Origin of the sequence: Serratia sp. X3 (genome assembly GCF_014982455.1) — a bacterium.
GTDB lineage: Bacteria > Pseudomonadota > Gammaproteobacteria > Enterobacterales > Enterobacteriaceae > Serratia > Serratia ureilytica.
The window spans coordinates 1,191,603-1,205,364 of record NZ_JADCNB010000001.1; the positions used below are offsets into that span (position 1 = coordinate 1,191,603).

10 protein-coding genes and 1 pseudogene are annotated in these 13,762 nt (G+C 60.2%); 7 read left to right on the top strand and 4 right to left on the bottom strand.

Annotation, left to right across the window (positions count from 1 at the left end; all coding sequences use genetic code 11):
* Nucleotides 1-104: 104 nt before the first annotated feature.
* Nucleotides 105-2,243, bottom strand: coding sequence for a TonB-dependent siderophore receptor (locus IMX17_RS05590; RefSeq protein WP_370570934.1), 2,139 nt, complete (start codon nucleotides 2,241-2,243; stop codon nucleotides 105-107).
* 388 nt (nucleotides 2,244-2,631) lie between these two features.
* Here IMX17_RS05590 and IMX17_RS05595 point away from each other — a divergent pair, with 388 nt between their 5' ends.
* The 7 genes from IMX17_RS05595 (at nucleotide 2,632) to IMX17_RS05625 (ending at nucleotide 10,120) form a co-directional block, all read left to right on the top strand.
* On the top strand, nucleotides 2,632-4,074 hold the full coding sequence (locus tag IMX17_RS05595; RefSeq protein WP_046898302.1) for a diguanylate cyclase: 1,443 nt from the start codon (nucleotides 2,632-2,634) through the stop codon (nucleotides 4,072-4,074).
* 104 nt (nucleotides 4,075-4,178) lie between these two features.
* A complete protein-coding gene (locus tag IMX17_RS05600; RefSeq protein WP_025302905.1) occupies nucleotides 4,179-4,529 on the top strand; it encodes a DUF1428 domain-containing protein in 351 nt (116 codons plus the stop codon).
* Between the two features lie 11 nt (nucleotides 4,530-4,540).
* Nucleotides 4,541-5,014 carry a VOC family protein gene (locus tag IMX17_RS05605; RefSeq protein WP_046898303.1) on the top strand — a complete coding sequence of 158 codons (474 nt, stop codon included), beginning with the start codon at nucleotides 4,541-4,543 and terminating at the stop codon, nucleotides 5,012-5,014.
* A 27-nt stretch (nucleotides 5,015-5,041) separates the two neighbouring features.
* Complete coding sequence (locus IMX17_RS05610; protein WP_033650345.1) at nucleotides 5,042-5,731, top strand: VIT family protein; 690 nt, start codon at nucleotides 5,042-5,044, stop codon at nucleotides 5,729-5,731.
* A 109-nt stretch (nucleotides 5,732-5,840) separates the two neighbouring features.
* Nucleotides 5,841-7,178 (top strand): D-serine ammonia-lyase, encoded by a 1,338-nt coding sequence (locus IMX17_RS05615; RefSeq protein WP_193549426.1) that lies wholly within the window; start codon nucleotides 5,841-5,843, stop codon nucleotides 7,176-7,178.
* Between the two features lie 395 nt (nucleotides 7,179-7,573).
* The gene (locus IMX17_RS05620; protein ID WP_193549427.1) at nucleotides 7,574-8,929 is read left to right on the top strand and encodes an MFS transporter; all 1,356 of its coding nucleotides are present in this window, start codon (nucleotides 7,574-7,576) and stop codon (nucleotides 8,927-8,929) included.
* 12 nt (nucleotides 8,930-8,941) lie between these two features.
* Nucleotides 8,942-10,120, top strand: coding sequence for a 4-hydroxybenzoate 3-monooxygenase (locus IMX17_RS05625; RefSeq protein ID WP_193549428.1), 1,179 nt, complete (start codon nucleotides 8,942-8,944; stop codon nucleotides 10,118-10,120).
* Nucleotides 10,121-10,184: 64 nt separating this feature from the next.
* Here the strand turns inward: IMX17_RS05625 and IMX17_RS05630 are convergent, their stop codons facing one another.
* The 3 genes and pseudogenes from IMX17_RS05630 to IMX17_RS05640 form a co-directional block, all read right to left on the bottom strand.
* The gene (locus IMX17_RS05630; RefSeq protein ID WP_152665244.1) at nucleotides 10,185-11,621 is read right to left on the bottom strand and encodes a 6-phospho-beta-glucosidase; all 1,437 of its coding nucleotides are present in this window, start codon (nucleotides 11,619-11,621) and stop codon (nucleotides 10,185-10,187) included.
* Nucleotides 11,622-11,749: 128 nt separating this feature from the next.
* Nucleotides 11,750-12,483, bottom strand: a pseudogene (locus IMX17_RS05635) (MurR/RpiR family transcriptional regulator).
* Nucleotides 12,484-12,741: 258 nt separating this feature from the next.
* Nucleotides 12,742-13,698 carry a sulfonate ABC transporter substrate-binding protein gene (locus IMX17_RS05640; RefSeq protein WP_033643146.1) on the bottom strand — a complete coding sequence of 319 codons (957 nt, stop codon included), beginning with the start codon at nucleotides 13,696-13,698 and terminating at the stop codon, nucleotides 12,742-12,744.
* Nucleotides 13,699-13,762 lie beyond the last annotated feature (64 nt).

Genomic DNA, 13,762 nt, shown 5'->3' on the forward strand with positions numbered 1-13,762 from the left:
CGCCAGTGCGATCTATAGCGCGCTGCTGGATTTCCTCGCCGATGTGATGTGCCGCAGCCGGCGCAAAGAAAACGGGCGCCAAACGGCGCCCAAGGCATGACAGGTTAGAAATCGACCGTCGCCTGCAGGCTCAGGCTGCGCGGTTCACCCTCAATCACGCGTAAATTACCGGCGCTGGAGGCATAGTACTCGCGGTTGAACAGGTTTTTCACATTCAGTTTCAGCTGGGTATGTTTCCCAAGCAGCTTGCTGTCCCAGGCGACAAAGGCATCCGCCACGGTATAGGCCGGCATGGTGAAACTGTTCTCCGGATCGCCGGCGCGGCGACCGACGTAGCGCGCGCCGCCGCCAATGCGCACCTCGCCGGGCACCACCGGCAATGTCATGCGGCGGCTGAGGTACAGGCCGCCCATGTTGGTTGGGGCGTTGACCAGCCGATTGCCGACGTTATCCGGGTTGAGGTTGTCTTCGACAATTTCGGTCTTGTCGTAGCTGTAGTTGGCGGTGAGATCCCAGTTGCGCGCCACTTCCCCGTTCAACTCCAGTTCGACGCCGGTGGAGCGCGCTTTGGGGATGCTGCGGGTCACGCCGTTAATAAAGATCGACATGTTGCTTTCATCAATGCGATAGAGCGCCAGCGTGGCGTCAAACGCCGGGGTGATCTGCCATTTTCCGCCCACCTCATAGGTGGTGCCGGTTTCCGGCGTGGCGACGTCGCCATTGTCGTCGATGGCGGTGGACGGCGTGAACGAACGGCTGTAATTGCCGTACAGCGACAGGCTCGGCGTCAGCTTATACACCAACCCCGCCTGTGGCAAAAACTGGTCGTCTTTGTCATTGAGCGTATTTTTCGGTTTCTGGAAACCGTTGCTGTTGTTCTGGTAATACGACTGATAGCGCGCGCCCAGCACCGCGATCCATTGATCGGTGAGATGAATGCTGTCCTTGGCGTACAGGGAACGGCTGAACAGCGTGGCGCGCAGGTTGCTTGACGCGTCGCTGTAGGTGGTGCTGTCGGTGATCGGCGTTTCGCCATACACCGGGTCGTACATGTTGAAGGTCTTCGAGACCTTGCCGCGGTAGGAATAGGCCTTGTAGGTCTGATTTTTCTCGTAGTCCACGCCCAGCAGCAGGTCGTGCTGCATGCCGAACAGCTGCGGCGAACCGGTCAGATCCCAGGAGTAATAGTGGGTTTGATGATTGAAACCGCGGTTGGCGTCGGCGCGGCGCGAGACGATGCCGGTCGTGGTGTCGACCGCGGTGGCGCGCACTTCGTTGCTGTCGTAACGGCGTTGCAGCCAGGCGTAGTTGAAGCGGGTCGTCCAGACAGGATCGAGCGCGTACTCATAATGGGCGTTCAGACGTTTGTTCTTGCCCCAGGCATGGTTCGCGTAGTCATCCAAGCGGCGGTCATAGGGCACATCGACCGGTTTGCCGTCGATAAAGGCGGTGCCGCGATCGTAAGGAATGTCGTACTTGTATTCGCTGTAGGCGATGTTAAAGGAAGCCTGGTCGCCGAACCAACTGAGTGAGGGGGCGATCAGCGTGTGTTCGTCGCTGCCGAAATTGCGCCAGTAATCTGTGTGCTGGCGTTCGGCGATCAGGCGAAAGGCGAAGCCGCCGCCCAGCGGGCCGGTCACATCGACGCTGCCGCTGCCGCCGCCAAAACTGTTGGTGGCGCCGCTGATGCGGGTGTTCCAGTCATACTGCGGTTTTTTGCTGATCAGATTGATGACGCCGCCGGGGCTGAGGATGCCATACAGCAGCGAAGCGGAACCTTTCAGGACCTCGACGCGATCGGTGGTGGCGTCCATGCTCAGCCCTTGGTTGCTGCGCACGCCGTCGATGAAGACCGAGCCGTCGGAGTTAACCCCGAACCCGCGTTTGACGAAGCCATCCTCCGTGCCGCCGAGCGTGTTGCCCTGGGTGACGCCGCTGACGAACATCATCGCATCATTGACGCTTTTGACCTGGAAGTCGTCAATGACCTGAGAGGTGACGACGCTGACCGATTGCGGCACCTCGGCGATCGGCGCGGCGGTCTTGCCGGCGGTCGAGGCGGTGTCGGCGCTATAGCTGCCGGAAGGCTGGGCCGCGGCGGTCACCGTAATGGATTCCTCCGTTTTTGCGCCGGGTGTGGCGGCGATCGCCAGCGCGGGGAACAAACCGGCAATCAGGGGCAGCGTGCGAAGAACGTGATTTTTATTTCTTTTAGTGGGGTGGCGAAGAACTGACTGGTGCATATAATTCCATGAAAAAATAATAAATAGTAACGATTATCATTATAATTATCATTTATTGGTTTTGAATAGAGGGGAATGCCGGTATCCCTTAATTGCACGATTTAATTTTGTCATTAGGGAAAAAGACGGCGATTTTGCCGGCAAAAAGTCGGATGAATGGCAATAACGATAGCAGTGACGGGAGGGGCGCGGCAGTTTGTTCGCCGGAAGGGTGATTCCTGTCAATATATTGATACACAAATATATTTTCCCTTGATGAATAAACAGGTGTCCAGGCAGGCAAAACTGGCAATAATAGGCGGGTCGGCCGTTTATCTTCGCCTCACCGCCGACGGTTGTGACGCGAACAGACTGTCACTTTATGCTAGCGGAAGTCTCTGGATCCAAGATGCAAATCACCTCGTTGTCTGATACCCGGAAAATCTGGCCCGCGCTCATCATTTTTTTGTTGGTGTTCACCCTGTGTCTGCTGGGCATCGTGAGTCGTCCCGGCAGCTTTCTGGCGATATTCTGGCCGGTGAACGCCGTACTGCTGGCCGTTTTGGTGCGTCGGCCACAGTGGGCTACGCGGGCCGGCTGGGGCATGGCGGTGCTGGGCTATCTGGCGGCGGATCTGTTGACCGGCAGTTCGCTGCAAAAGACGCTGCTGCTGAACGTCGCCAATCTGACCGGCGTCGTGGTGGGGTATCTGTTGTTCATGCGGCTGTCGCCGCCGGCGCGCATGTTGCAACGCGGCACGTCCAGCATGTACCTGTTCGGCATCTGCCTGGCCGCCGCCGCCGCGACCGGCGCGGTGGGCGCCGCAACTTCGCAGTGGCTGTTCGGCAGACCCTATCTGACCTCGCTGGCGCTGTGGTTCTCGTCCGAGTTCACCAATTACGTCACGCTGATGCCGTTTATTCTGGCGTTTCCCGGCGATTGGCGACGTCGCCTTGCGGCGGCCGGCGCCATGTTCACCCAGCGCAGCCAATGGCCGCGGGCGGGGCGAAAACTCACGGTGTTGGCGCTGCTGTTGCTGGCGGCGGTGTGCAGCGTGCTGATCGGCGGCCCCGGGGCGGTGATCTTTCCCATGCCGGTGCTGCTGTGGCTGGCGATGTCCTTCTCACTGTTCTGCACCATGATTGCGGTGCTGATCTATGTGCTTTGGTGCCATCTGGCTATCGATTTCGGGCTGTTGAGTTCGACGCTCGACATGAAGGTGTTGCAAAACGCAGTATCGATGCGTTTGGGCATCGCGCTGCTGGCGCTGGGCCCCATCGCCGTGGCCAGCATGAACTATGCGCGCAATGCGCTGCTGCGCACGCTGGAGCACGTGGCGAATCACGATGCGTTGACGCACGTACTGACGCGCAATGCGTTTATGCAGCGCGGCGAACGATTGATAGACCAAAAGGGCGAGCTGATGTGCGTCATGATGCTTGATATCGACTATTTCAAATCGATTAATGACCGTTTCGGCCATGCCGGCGGCGATCAGGCGCTGATGGCCTTTACCCGCGCGATCGCCGCCGATCTGAGCGTCGGTGACCTGTTCGGCCGCATGGGGGGCGAAGAGTTCGCCATCGTTTCGACGCTCGGCCAGCCGCAGCAGGGATGGCAATTGGCCGAACGCCTGCGGCAACGCATCGAAACGGAGTCTATCCTGATGCCGGCCGGGCATCCGCTGCAGATCACCGTCAGCATCGGCATGGTGACCTGCCCGGGCGGTTCCGGCCAAAGCCTGGCGGATCTGCTGAAGCTGGCGGATCTGGCGGTGTACAAAGCGAAAAACGCCGGCCGCAACCGGGTCGCCACACCGGAATCGTCTCCGCCGGCCTGTCACGGCCGCTGAACTTCCGATCCGCGCTGCGTGCCGGCGGTCTAAACTGGTAAGGGACGCGGGCATTTCCGCCTGCGCCGAACCGACTGTCCTTAATCAGACAAGAGGATGCCAGAATGAAATACGTAGACGGGTTTGTGGTGGCGGTGCCGGCCGCCAATAAGGAGGCTTATCACCGGTTGGCGGCGGCGGCAGCGCCGCTGTTCAAAGAGTTTGGCGCCACGCGCATCGTGGAGTGCTGGGGCGATGACGTGCCCGATGGCAAGCTCACCGACTTTCGCGGCGCGGTGAAAGCCCAGGAAGACGAAGTGGTGGTGTTCAGCTGGATAGAGTACCCCTCCAAAGCGGTGCGCGACGCCGCCAATGAGAAAATGATGAACGATCCGCGCATGAAAGCGCTGGGCGAGATGCCGTTCGACGGCAAACGCATGATCTTCGGCGGTTTCGCGCCGATCCTCGATGCGTAAAGGAGGCGCAGATGGCCAGAATTACGCAACATCTGTGGTTTGAAAAAGACATGGAAGCGGCGCTGAATTGCTATGTCTCGCTGATCCCCGGATCGTCCGTGAACTGGTTTTCCGACCTGCCGGCGGATACGCCGAGCGGCCCGGCCGGCAGCGTGAAGCTGGCCGCCTTCACGCTGGGGGACCAGCGCTACGCGGCGATCGAAGCCGGGCCGCTGGATCCGTTCAATCACAGTTTCTCCGTGATGGTGGAATGTGACGATCAGGCGGAAGTCGACAGGCTGTGGGATGCGTTGAGCGAGGGCGGCGAGGCGGAGCAGTGCGGCTGGCTGCGCGATCGCTGGGGGCTGTGCTGGCAAATTGTGCCGCGGCGCCTGACGGAGTTGATGAACGATCCCGACGCCGCCCGCGTGCGGCGGGTAACGGAAGCGATGCTGCTGATGGGCAAAATCGACATCGCCGGGCTGGAAGCGGCGGCGCGCGAGTAGCGCAACAGTCACAGAGGGAGAAAACGGATGCACCGAGAACGGCACAGTATTGAACGCATCGGCTGGCTGCGGGCGGCGGTGCTCGGCGCCAACGACGGCATCGTTTCAACGGCCAGCCTGCTGCTGGGCGTCGCGGCGGCCAGCGCCTCGCATTCCGCGCTGATGATCGCCGGCGTCGCCGGGTGGGTGGCCGGCGCGATGTCGATGGCCACCGGCGAGTATGTGTCGGTCTCGTCGCAGGCGGATACCGAAAAGGCCGCGCTGGCGGAAGAGCAGGCGGAGCTGCTTGAAGACTATCCGGGGGAGTTTCGCGAACTGACGTCAATCTACGTGCATCGCGGTCTGGATCCGGCGCTGGCCCGGCAGGTGGCGGAAAAGCTGATGGCGCATGATGCGCTGGAGGCGCATGCGCGCGACGAACTGGGCATTTCCTCCACCACCCGCGCCCGGCCGCTGCAGGCTGCGTTGGCGTCGGCCCTGAGTTTCTCCCTCGGCGCGCTGTTGCCGCTGCTGGTGGCGATGTGGGTGCCGGTCGCCTGGACGCGGCCGGCGCTGGTGGCGTCGGCGCTGATTTCCCTCGGCGTTCTCGGCGGCATCGCCGCGAAAACCGGCGGCGCGCCGATCTTGCCGGGCGTGGCGCGCATCCTCATCTGGAGCGCACTGGCGATGGCGGTTTCTTCCGGCGTCGGCCTGCTGTTTGGCGTGACGGCCGGCTAACGTCGCGCTTGCATCAATCTATTGCACCTCAAGCTCAGAATTTATCATTTGTCAGCCGCCGGCGTTCGCGGCAAGGTGACGGCAACGCCAACATCAGTCAGGGACACTTATGCAGAAATCACAGATCCTATCGTGGGTCGCCCAGCATCCGCTGTTGCAACGCATGGTCGCGCTAGAGCCGATCACCTGGTTCAATCCGCGCGCGACAACGCTGGCCGCTGGCTTGCCCCACGTCGGTTTGACCGCCGCCGACGTCGCCGACGCGGAGCAGCGCCTGGCGCGTTTCGCGCCTTATCTCGCTGCGGCCTTCCCGGAAACCCAACCGACAAAGGGGATCATCGAATCCGAGCTGGTGGCGATCCCGGCCATGCAGCTTGCGTTGGATCGGCGCTATGGGCAGACATTGGGCGGACGCCTGCTGTTGAAAAAGGACAGCCATCTGCCGATTTCCGGCTCAATCAAGGCGCGCGGCGGTATCTATGAGGTGCTGACGCACGCTGAAAAGCTGGCGCTGGAAGCGGGGCTGCTGCACACCGGCGACGACTACGCCCGGCTGTTTTCCGATGAGTTCCGTCAATTCTTCAGCCAGTACCGCATCGCCGTCGGTTCGACCGGCAATCTGGGATTATCCATCGGCATCATCAGCGCCCGGTTGGGGTTTGACGTCAGCGTGCACATGTCGGCGGACGCGCGGGCGTGGAAAAAACAGAAGCTGCGCGACAATGGCGTGACGGTGGTGGAGTACGCCGACGATTACGGCGTGGCGGTCGAACAAGGGCGCAAACAGGCGGCGAACGATCCGAGTTGCTTCTTTATCGATGATGAAAACTCGCAAACCCTGTTCCTCGGCTACGCGGTGGCCGGCGGCCGCCTGAAGCGGCAGTTTGCCGAACAGGGCATCGTGGTGGACGCGCAGCATCCGCTGTTCGTTTATCTGCCGTGCGGCGTCGGCGGCGGGCCGGGCGGCGTCGCCTTTGGCCTCAAGCTGGCGTTCGGCGATCATGTTCACTGCATTTTTGCCGAACCGACCCATTCCCCTTGCATGTTGCTCGGCGTCTACAGCGGGTTGCATGACGGCATTGCGGTGCAAGATCTCGGCATCGACAACCGCACGGCGGCGGACGGGTTGGCGGTGGGGCGCGCCTCCGGCTTTGTCGGCCGGGCGATGGAGCGCCTGCTGAGCGCGTTTTACACCCTGAGCGACGAAGAGATGTTCGCGTTGCTCGGGTTGTTGGACAGGCACGAGCATATCCAGCTGGAACCCTCCGCCCTGGCGGGCATGGCCGGGCCGTGGCGCGTTGCCGCCCATGCGGGAGAGCTCAGCGAGCAGGGCATAAGCGCCGAGCACCTGGCCCAGGCGACGCATCTGGTATGGGCGACCGGCGGCGGCATGGTGCCGACGGCAGAAATGGCGAAATACCTCGCGGCCGCGCAAACGGCGCCGTGAGCCAATAGCGCCGAGGCTTGCGCTCGCTTCCTGTTTTTAGGCGGCGAGCGCGGTTTGACAAGCGCCGGTTCCCTCCGGCCCAGGGTCAACGTCAGACCGGGCGCTCATGATGTTTTTAAAATGTTAACAAAATCACAACTCCCCACGCCCCAGTCACGGCTTAAATCTCCATATCCAATTAATAGTAAATAAGATTATTTTATTTACCGTTTTCTGATGTTCGTTTATCGCACGCTTATTTTTTTAACAATATTGAAGCATTCGCCGTGGGGTGGTTTGATTTGATTGTCGATTAACGAACTATATTCCGATAATCGCACAAATTAACCCTCTCGCCGGCTCGCAGCCGGCTGTTCCGTGCGGTGAGGTTTGCCGCACTCTCTGAGGAGCACGCCATGCCGCATGATAACAACGTAGAAATTCGAGGGTTTATCGATAACCAGCCATTTTCTCGCTACCAGTGGTTGATACTGGTTTTGTGTTTTTTGGCGGTCGCGCTGGACGGTTTCGATACCGCCATTATCGGCTTCATCGCCACGTCGCTGGTGCAGGAGTGGGGAATAGACAAAACCGCGCTGGGGCCGGTAATGAGCGCCGCGCTGGTCGGTCTGGCGGTAGGCGCGTTGGCCGCCGGCCCGTTGGCGGATCGCATCGGCCGCAAGAAAGTGCTGGTGATTTCGCTGCTGCTGTTCGGCGGCTTCAGCCTGCTGACTGCCTTCGCCGGCTCGCTTTCGACGCTGACGCTGCTGCGCTTTCTGACCGGGCTGGGGTTAGGGGCGGCCATGCCGAACGCCGCCACGCTGATGTCGGAATATGCGCCTCAGCGCTGCCGAGCCCTGATGGTGAATCTGATGTTTTGCGGTTTCCCTCTCGGTTCGTCGCTGGGCGGTTTTTCTTCCGCCTGGCTGATCCCGCATTTCGGCTGGCAGAGCGTGATGGTGCTGGGCGGCGTTATGCCGTTGCTGCTGGCGCTGGTCCTGATCGGCGCCTTGCCTGAATCCGTGCGCTTCATGGTCGCGCGCGGCTATGCCGCAGAGCGCATCGCCAGGGTGCTGAAACGCATTGCACCGATCCGCATGACGCCGCCGCCGCGCTTCATGTTGCAGGAAGAGGGGCAGGTAAAGGCAGCGTCGCCGCTGGGCATGATCTTTTCGCGTCGCTATCTGCTGGGCACGTTGATGCTGTGTCTGACTTACTTCATGGGATTGATGATCTTCTATCTGCTGACCAGTTGGCTGCCGCTGCTGATCCGTGAAACCGGCGCCTCCGTTACGCAGGCTTCGCTGATCACCGCGCTGTTTCCGCTCGGCGGGGGGCTCGGCGTATTGATTATCGGTTGGTTGATGGATCGCATGAACCCGCACAAGGTGGTGGCCGTCGGCTATTTGCTGACCGGTTTGTTCGTCGGCATCATCGGCTATGTCTATATCTCTCCGCTGCTGATGGCGCTCACGGTGTTCATCGCCGGCACCTGCATGAACGGCGCCCAGTCATCCATGCCGGCCCTGGCGGCCGGGTTCTATCCCACCCAGAGCCGGGCGACCGGCGTAGCCTGGATGCTCGGTCTCGGGCGTTTTGGCGGCATTCTGGGGGCGATGAGCGGTGGCGTGCTGATGCAGATGCAGCTGTCGTTCAGCACCATTTTCACGCTGTTGGCCATCCCGGCGCTGATCGCGGCGCTGGCGCTGCTCGCCAAACACCTTTCCGGCGGCTACCCGGCGCTGCCGGCGCCGCTCAACAAAATGCTATGAGGGAGTCATGCTATGCGCACACAGGTTGTGATCATCGGCGCCGGTCCGGCCGGCTTGATGTTGTCCCATCTGCTGCACCTGCAAGGTGTGGAATCGGTGGTGTTGGAAACGCGCAGCCGGGAGGCGGTGGAATCGACCATTCGCGCCGGGGTGCTCGAACAGGGGACCGTCGATCTGCTCGAGCAGACCGGATTGGGGGAGCGGATGCGGCGGGAAGGGGCGCGGCATCAGGGGATCCGCTTGGCGTTCGGCGGCCGGCAGCACCGCATCGATCTGGCCGGATTGACCGAGCGCGCCGTCACCGTTTATGCCCAGCATGAAGTCTTGAAAGACCTGATCGCCGCGCGTCTGGCGGCGCAGGGCCATCTGTTTTTCGAGGTGGAGCAGGTTGAATTGAAGGCGCTGGACAACGCGCAGCCCGAGGTTCACTACCGTCATGGCGACCAGCCGCGCCGGCTCCGCGGCGACTTTGTCATCGGCTGCGACGGATTCCACGGCATCAGCCGCGCGGCGATGCCCGGCGGGCTGCGGCAGGATTACACCCGCACCTATCCGTTCGGCTGGTTCGGCATTCTGGTCGAAGCGCCGCCGTCCAGCGAAGAGCTGATCTACGCCTGCCATCCGCGCGGTTTTGCGTTGATCAGCACCCGTTCGCCCGGCGTGCAGCGCATGTATTTTCAGTGCGATCCTGCGGAACAGGTCGATCAATGGTCGGACGATCGTATCTGGCGCGAGTTGGAGCAGCGGCTGGAAAACCATGAAGGCTGGACGCTGAAAAAGGGCCGCATATTTCAGAAAAACGTGGTCGGCATGCGCAGCTTCGTTACCGAACCGATGCGCTACCGGCGCCTGCTGTTGGCGGGCGACGCGGCGCATATCGTGCCGCCGACCGGGGCCAAAGGGTTGAACCTGGCCATGGCCGATGTTTGCCTGTTGTCCCAGGCGCTGGAGACGTTTTACCGGCGAGGCGACTGGCAACGACTGGACGATTACAGCGACACCGCCTTGCAGCGGGTCTGGCGCGCCGAGCATTTTTCCTGGTGGATGACCCACATGCTGCATACCCGGCGGGAAGACACGCCTTTCGAACACCGGCTGCAACTCTCAGAGCTGCAGTACACGGTGAAATCGCGCAGCGCTATGACGATGCTGGCGGAAAATTATGTCGGGGCGCCATTCCCGGCGATATAAGCGAAAACGCCCATGCCGTTCGGCATGGGCGAGAAGGGGCGTCACCGCCTCTGAGCTGCGGCGGTTACAGCTGTTCGCCGTTGCTGGCGATCACCCGACGATACCAGTCGAAGCTTTTCTTGCGCGACCGTTCCAGCGTGCCGGTGCCGTCGTCGTGTTTATCGACGTAGATGAAACCGTAGCGCTTGCTGTACTCGCCGGTAGTGAACGACACGCAGTCGATGCAGCCCCACGGCGTATAGCCGATCAGATCTACGCCGTCTTCAATCACTGCCTTTTTCATCTCTTCGATATGGGCGCGCAGATAGTCGATGCGATAGTCATCGTTGATCTGGCCATCTGCTTCCACCTTGTCGAAGGCGCCGAAGCCGTTTTCCACGATAAACAGCGGCTTCTGGTAACGTTCATACAGCACGTTCAGCGAATAGCGCAGCCCGACCGGATCGATCTGCCAACCCCAGTCGGAGGCTTTGACGTGCGGATTCGGCACGTTGCCCGGGAAGCCGAACATGCCGTCGCTGCCGTCCACCGCGTTGGCCTGCAGCGCATTGCTCATGTAATAGCTGAAGCCGATGTAATCGGTGCAGCCCTCGCGCAGGATCTGCGCGTCCTGCGGCTGCATCTCGATCTTCAGCCCTTTGCGTTCCCAGTCACGCAGCAGGTAGCTGGGGTAGTAGCCGCGCATTTGCACGTCGGTATACAGATAGCGTTGGTGCATCGCTTCCACGGCGTACATCACGTCGTCCGGTTTGCAGGAATAAGGGTAGAACGGCACGCAGGCCAGCATGCAGCCGATCTTGAATTCCGGGTTGATCTGATGGCCGAGTTTGACCACCTGCGCGCTGGCGACGAACTGGTGGTGCAACACCTGGTACAACGTCTGCTCGGGGTTGTCTTCCTGGGTGTAGTCCACGCCGGAACAGCAGTAGCCGAACAGCGGGTAGCGGTAGTTGCTCTGGTTATTGATTTCGTTGAAGGTCATCCAGTACTTCACTTTTTCGCGGTAGCGGTGCATCACCACTTCGCTAAAGCGCACGAAGAACTCCACCACCCGGCGATTTTTCCAGCCGCCGTAGGCTTTTACCAAATGGTAAGGCATTTCGAAGTGGGACAGGGTGATCACCGGCTGGATGCCGTATTTCAGCAATTCGTCGAACAGGTCGTCGTAAAACTGCAGGCCGGCTTCGTTCGGCGTTGCTTCGTCGCCGTTCGGGAAAATGCGCGTCCAGGCGATCGAGGTGCGAAAACACTTGAAGCCCATCTCGGCGAACAGCGCCACGTCCTGCTTGTAGCGGCCGTAGAAGTCCACCGCTTCGTGGTTGGGATAACGATAGCCGTCGAGCACGCCGTCGGTCATCACGCGATCCACGCCGTGCGAACCGCCGGACAGCACGTCGGCGATGCTTGGCCCTTTGCCGCCTCGATCCCAACCGCCTTCAACCTGGTGCGCGGCGACCGCGCCTCCCCACAGAAAATCTTTCGGCAACTGTTTCATCGTCAATGTCTCATCTTATTTAATGAAGGGTAATAACGTTCGCGTTGCCAATAGAGTAACAAGACCGAAAGAAATGTCACGATATAACAAATCGCCGTAAAACGTGATTTGTCACAATAAAAAAACAGCCTGTTTTATTTTATCGCGTTCATTCTTCCCAGGCGCTTGCCGATGGTTTCAATAATATAAAGCACGGGAATTTGCGTAGTAATATTATGATGATCGCCGATCAAGTGTTGTGGGACGTGATAAGACAGGTTGAAGTCCGCCAGCCGCGCCAGCGAAGAGGTTTCGTTGTTGGTGATGCTGATGATTTTACAGTGGTGCAGGCTGAACTGGCTGGCCAGCCGCAGGATCTCTTCGGTTTCGCCGGAAACCGACAGCATGATCGCCACCGCGCTTTTATACATATCGCTGTTGACGGGATAATAAGGATCGTCGATATGGGTGCTGAATTTTCCGACGTTGGAAAAGAAACGCGCGCCATATTTCCCCAGGGCGCCGGAGGTGCTGATGCCGACGAAAATAATTCGCTCGGCGGCGGCGATATGCCGCACCGCTTCATCGAGCAACTGATTAAATTCATCATTGCTGACGCTTTTAAAAAAGCTGAGAATTTCGCCGATGCCGGAATCGACCGGCGGCGCATCGGTTTGCTCCAGGTACAGTTTGAAACGGATGCGAAATTCCGAATAGCCGTCACACCCCATTTTTTGCAAAATCGCAGCACGGTGGTGGTGGACACGCCGGCGGCCTCGGCCAGCTCGCGGATAGTCATGTACATCACTTGATTATTGTGTTTGCTGACGTAGTTATAAACCATCAGCTCCAGGGCGTTGAGCGCGGCGATTGCTTTATGGGTAAACATGAGTCGATCCGGCGGCTGAAAACGGGAAGCGTATCTGCGGGTTAACATAGCAAAATTCCCCGCCGCTGGCACTGTCGAACAAAAAAGAAAAGCCGCACCAGTCAGGGGCGGCCCAGGGTTCACGACGAACAAATAAAGCAAAACGTTCCGGAAGACATGCCATGAAAACGCGTTTCATCACACAGGGTTAGCATAGGTCAGCTTACTCCGGTGGCAAAATGCCGGTTTCTGCTTTCTAAAGCCAAAGCGCGGCAAAGGCTACGGCGCCTCGGGCTTATCTTCGGACCAGCGGGCGGCGTTGACGTCTACCTTACCCGGCAGCAGTCCGATGGCGGTAAATTTATCCGCCAACTGCTGTTGCTGTCTGAACACCTCCGGCGACATGCGCTGGCTGCCGAACGGCATGCGGGCGATGGCTCTGGCCCAAATGGCCTGATCCAGGCCGGTGCTCTGAGCGAGGATCGCCGCCGCTTCCTGCGGATGGCCGTTGGCCCAGTCGCTCAGCGCGCCGAGCTGTTGAATCACCTGCTTGGCGCTGTCCGGGTAGGTTTCGGCAAAGCGGCGGCTGGCGAGATAGAAGGTGTAGTGTGGCACCAGGCCTTCCGCGTCTTTCAGCCGGCGGGCGTTGGCATGGGTTTCCACCTCGGCGTAGTAGGGATCCCAAATCACCCAGGCGTCGACGCTGCCGCGCTGGAAGGCGGCGCGGGCATCGCTCGGCGGCAGATAGACCGGCGTGATGTCCTTGTAGCTCAAGCCGGCCTGTTCCAGCGCGCTCACCAGCAGGTAATTGACGTCCGACCCTTTGTTCAGCGCCACGCGTTTGCCTTTCAGATCGGCTACGGAGCGGATCGCCGAATCCTGCGGCACCACGATGGCTTCGGTTTTCGGGCTGGGCGGCGAATGCGCCAAATAAACCAGATCGGCCTTGGCGGCTTGCGCGAAAGCCGGCGGGGCGTCGCCGGTCGCCGCCAGATCGATGCTGCCGACGTTCAACCCTTCCAACATCTGCGGGCCGGCGGGGAATTCTATCCAGCGAACCTTGACGCCCTGCGGCTCCAGGGTTTTCTCCAGCGTGCCGCGGTATTTCAGCAGCGCAAAAATGTTGGCTTTCTGGTAACCGATGGTGATTTGTTGCGGTTTCTCCTGCGCGCCGGCCGGCAGACTAAACAGGCCGAGCAGCAGGGCGGCGATCAGCGGCGTTGTGAGTTTTCTCATCCTGATTTTCCGATAGGCGAAGTGAACGGTAGCGATGACGCGCTGGGCGTAACGCCATGAAACG

Coding starts and splice junctions, on each gene's coding strand:
- IMX17_RS05590 (WP_370570934.1), bottom strand. CDS start 2,243: ATGCACCAGTCAGTTCTTCGCCACCCCACTAAAAGAAATAAAAATCAC.
- IMX17_RS05595 (WP_046898302.1), top strand. CDS start 2,632: ATGCAAATCACCTCGTTGTCTGATACCCGGAAAATCTGGCCCGCGCTC.
- IMX17_RS05600 (WP_025302905.1), top strand. CDS start 4,179: ATGAAATACGTAGACGGGTTTGTGGTGGCGGTGCCGGCCGCCAATAAG.
- IMX17_RS05605 (WP_046898303.1), top strand. CDS start 4,541: ATGGCCAGAATTACGCAACATCTGTGGTTTGAAAAAGACATGGAAGCG.
- IMX17_RS05610 (WP_033650345.1), top strand. CDS start 5,042: ATGCACCGAGAACGGCACAGTATTGAACGCATCGGCTGGCTGCGGGCG.
- IMX17_RS05615 (WP_193549426.1), top strand. CDS start 5,841: ATGCAGAAATCACAGATCCTATCGTGGGTCGCCCAGCATCCGCTGTTG.
- IMX17_RS05620 (WP_193549427.1), top strand. CDS start 7,574: ATGCCGCATGATAACAACGTAGAAATTCGAGGGTTTATCGATAACCAG.
- IMX17_RS05625 (WP_193549428.1), top strand. CDS start 8,942: ATGCGCACACAGGTTGTGATCATCGGCGCCGGTCCGGCCGGCTTGATG.
- IMX17_RS05640 (WP_033643146.1), bottom strand. CDS start 13,698: ATGAGAAAACTCACAACGCCGCTGATCGCCGCCCTGCTGCTCGGCCTG.